At 70.5% G+C, this 3,995-nt stretch carries 2 protein-coding genes; both read right to left on the bottom strand.

From position 1 onward, the window contains the following. Window positions 1–331: 331 nt before the first annotated feature. Window positions 332–1,024: a response regulator gene (locus EX88_RS0122530; protein ID WP_036149864.1), complete on the bottom strand. Its 693-nt coding sequence runs from the start codon at window positions 1,022–1,024 to the stop codon at window positions 332–334. Between the two features lie 26 nt (window positions 1,025–1,050). Then, window positions 1,051–3,765, bottom strand: a complete 2,715-nt coding sequence (locus tag EX88_RS0122525; protein WP_031374232.1) for a sensor histidine kinase — start codon at window positions 3,763–3,765, stop codon at window positions 1,051–1,053. Window positions 3,766–3,995: the final 230 nt, after the last annotated feature.

The raw sequence follows: 3,995 nt of genomic DNA, 5'->3' as shown, positions 1-3,995 counted from the left end.
TGCGCCAAGCTCTTCACGGCAACGGCAACGGCAACGGCAACGGCAACGGCAACGGCTGACGGGGCGCCTGCTCTTGGGTAGGAGCGGCGCAAGCCGCGACCGCGCCACCGCGCTGGCGTCGGAGCTGCGAGGCCGATGTCGCGGCTTGCGCCGCTCCTACCCTTTGAGCGCGGCGGTGAGGTGTATTGGCGACGACACCGGAGTAGGAGCGGCGCGAGCCGCGACCGCGTCACCAGCCGGCCTCGCAACCGCGAGGTCGATGTCATGGTTTATGGCCGCAGGAAATCCCCGTGCGACGCCGCTCCCACAGAGGCGGGGACGCTTGCCCGGCTCAACGCTTCTCGATGAAGCGCAGGCCCACGCCAGGTTCGGTCGCGATGTAGCGCGGCGCCGCGGCGTCGTCGCCGAGTTTGTGGCGCAATTTGCCGACCAGGATGCGCAGGTAATGGGTGTCTTCCTGATGGGTCGGCCCCCACAGCTCGCGCAACAGCTGCGGTTGGGTGACGACGCGGCCGGCGTGTTGCACCAGCATCGCCAGCAGGGCGTATTCCTTGCGCGCCAGCACCACCGTTTCGCCGTCCAGGCTCACCTCGCGGCGGGCCAGGTCGATGTGCAGGCGGCCGTCGTCGAACACCGGCAGGGTCTCGCCTTGCGGGCCGTGCGCGCGCAGCAGGGCGCGTATGCGCGCCATGAGCTCCTGTACGCCGAACGGCTTGGTCACGTAGTCGTTGGCGCCGCCGTCGAGCGCGGCGACCTTCTCGGTCTCGCCAGCGCGCACGGTGAGCAGGATCACTGGCACGCTCGACCACTGGCGCAGCTCGCGCAGCACGTCGTGGCCGTCGCGGTCGGGCAGGCCGAGGTCGAGCACGACCAAGTCGGCTCCGCGCGTGGCCAGGGCCTCCAAGCCGGCGCCGCCGGTGTCGGCCAGCTCCACCGCATAGCCCTGCGCGCGCAGGGCTATGTCGAGGAACTTGCGGATCTGCGGCTCGTCGTCGATCACCAGCACGCGTGCCGGAGGCGTCATGGCGGAAGGCGGAACGCGATCCTCGGTCATGGGGCGGCGGGCACGGAGGGTTCGATGGGCGGCAGGGTAATCCGGATCGTGGTGCCGCGGCGACCCTGCTCGTCGGCCAGGCCGGGCAGGGCGACCACGCTGCCGCCATGGGCGCCGATCATGCCCTGGCAGATGGCCAGGCCGAGCCCGGTGCCCTGGCGGCCGCGATCGCCTCGTTCGACGCTGTAGAACATGTCGAAGATGCGCGCGCGCTCGTCTTCGGGAATGCCGGGGCCGCGGTCGCTGACGTCGATGCGCAGCACTTGCGCCGGACCCGCACCGGGTTCGCCGTCGACCCGGCGCGCATCGATCGTCACCGCCGCATCCGGCGGCGAGAACTTCACAGCGTTTTCGATCACGTTGAACAGCGCCTGCTCGACCAGGGCCGGATGCACCCAGATCGGGCCGAGGCCGGGCTCGATGCGCAGCTCGAAGCGCGCATGCGGCTCGTAGCGCTGCAGGCGCGTCACCGCCGAGCCGATCAATTCGTCGACGCCGATCCAGTCGCGGTTGAGCGCCAGCCCGCCGTGGCCGAGCCGGGTCATGTCGAGCAAGTTCTGGATGTAGCGGTCCAGGCGTTCGCCTTCGATGCGGATGGTTTCGAGCAGGCTGTGGCGGTCTTCGCGCGGCATCGCCTCGGCATAGCTGTCCAGGCTGCTGGCGGCGCCGATGATCGAGGCCAACGGCGAGCGCAGGTCGTGCGAGACCGAAGACAACAAGGCCGAGCGCAGGCGTTCGGTCTCGCCGCTGACACGCGAGTCCTCGAGGTCGGCGACCAGGCGGGTGCGCAGCACCGCTTGGGCAACGTCGTCGGTCATCGCTTCGGCCAGGCGCCGTTGCTCGGGCCCGAGCCGCGTCAGCGACGGAGGAAAGCGCAGCCCGATCACGCCTGCGGCTGGCGCGTCGGCGGCGCCGTCGCCCTTGAGCGGCAGCAGCCACCAGTCCGAGCCGGCCAGGGTGTCGGTGTAGCGCCCGGCGGATTGGCGATGCTTGAGGCTCCAGTCGGCGGCGGCGCGGTCCTTGTCGCCCATCTCCGGCAGCGATTCGCCGCGCAGCGGCGCCGTGCCGATGTAAATGAACGCCTCGACGCCGAGCGAACGCCTGAGCGCGTCGCGGCCGGCGCGCACGACCTGGCCGGCGTCGGCCGCGGTAGCGAGTTCGCGGCCGAGGGTTTGCAGCTCGGTGGCGTGCGCGTTGGACGCGCGCAGCGCCAGCACCTGCATGCGCAGCTTCGAGGCCAGGCGCCCGGCGACCAGCGCCGCGGCGAGGAACAGCAGCACCGTCGCCACGCCCTGGCGCGCGCCGATCAGCAAGGTGAAGCGCGGTTCGATGAAGAAGAAGTTGTAGGCGAGGAAACACAGGACCGAGGCGATCACCGCCGCGGTCATGCGGGTGCGCGCGGCGACCACGACCACGGCGACGATGAAGATCAGCGACAGATCGCCGAGCCCGATCCAGCGCTCGGCGACCCAGGCCAGCGCCGTGGCCACGGTCGCGGCGACCACGGCCAGCCCGGCGTCGCTGCGGGTCAGCAGGCTGCGCAGCAAGGTGCTGCTCTGGCGCAACGAACGGCGGGCGCGGGCGCGCGCCTCCGGCGTGCTGACGATGGTCAGTTCGTAATGCGCGCCGCGCTGGATCAGTTGCTGGGTCAGGGTGCGGTTGACCATGCGTGCGAGCGGGCGCTCGCGGGTACGGCCGAGCACGATGGTCGACACGCCGGCGCGTTCGCCGTGGTCGAGCAGGGCGTCGACGATGCTGTTGCCGTGCAACACCGCGGTGTCGCCGCCGAGCCGCCGCGCCAGGGCGAAGGCGCGGTCGAGTTCGCCCTGGCGCGCTTCGTCGGGCGAGGCGCCGGTCTGCACGGTGACGACCAGCCAGGGCGCATCGCGGCGTTCGGCCAGGCGCCGCGCGACACGCACCAGGTACTCCGACTGGCCGAGGCCGTCGATCGCCACCATCACCGCCCGCCGCAGCGGCACCCCGGGCAGGCCGCGCGCGGTCTGGGCCTCGCGCAGATCGCTGTCGACGCGATCGGCGGCGGTCTGCATCGCCAGTTCGCGCAAGGCCGTCAGGTTCGACGGCGAGAAGAACGCCTGCAAGGCGTGCGCGGCCTGCTCGGGCACGTAGACCTTGCCCTGCTGCAAGCGCTCGATCAGCTCGCGCGGCGGCAGATCGACCAGGACGATGTCGCGCAGGCGGTCGAACAGCGCATCCGGGACGGTCTCGCTGACCCGTACGCCGGTGATGCGGTGGATGACGTCGTTGAGGCTTTCCAGGTGCTGGATGTTGATCGTCGTGTAGACGTCGATGCCGGCGTCGAGCAGTTCCAGCACGTCCTGCCAGCGCCGCTCGTGGCGGCTGCCCGGGGCATTGCGGTGGGCGAGCTCGTCGACCAGCGCGACCGTGGGCTTGCGCGCGAGCACGGCGTCGAGGTCCATCTCATCGAGCGCACGCCCCTGATAGTCCAGGCGCTTGCGCGGCAACACGTCGAGCCCTTCGACCAGCGCGCCGGTTTCGGCGCGTCCGTGGGTTTCGACGATGGCCACGACCACATCGACCCCGCGCCGTTGCAACTCGCGTGCCCGCCCGAGCATGGCGTAGGTCTTGCCGACCCCGGGCGCGGCGCCGAGGAAGATCGTCAGCCGCCCGGCGCCCTGGCGTTGCAGTTCGCCCATGAGGGCATCGGCTTGGGCGCTGCGCGGGTCGGTCATGAGGGGGATTGTGCGCTGGGTGGGTGAGGGAGGTGTAGTGATGGGGTGGCGGTTTGAGGTTGTGGACGTGTCGTTTCTGTAGGGGGCGGGGCTGGCAGTTCGCTCCGATTTTTAGTCTCGGCTCTAGTCTTGCTGTGGCTGTTGCTGTTGCTGTTGCTTTGATGAGCTTGGCGTAGTTCCGAACTAGCGATGCAACCGTAGACCCGGAGGGCGCCGCACAGGACGTGCGG

The sequence above is a fragment of the Lysobacter antibioticus genome (assembly GCF_000731095.1).
Classification (GTDB): Bacteria; Pseudomonadota; Gammaproteobacteria; order Xanthomonadales; family Xanthomonadaceae; genus Lysobacter; species Lysobacter antibioticus_B.
This window is presented reverse-complemented; position numbering and strand designations above follow the sequence as displayed.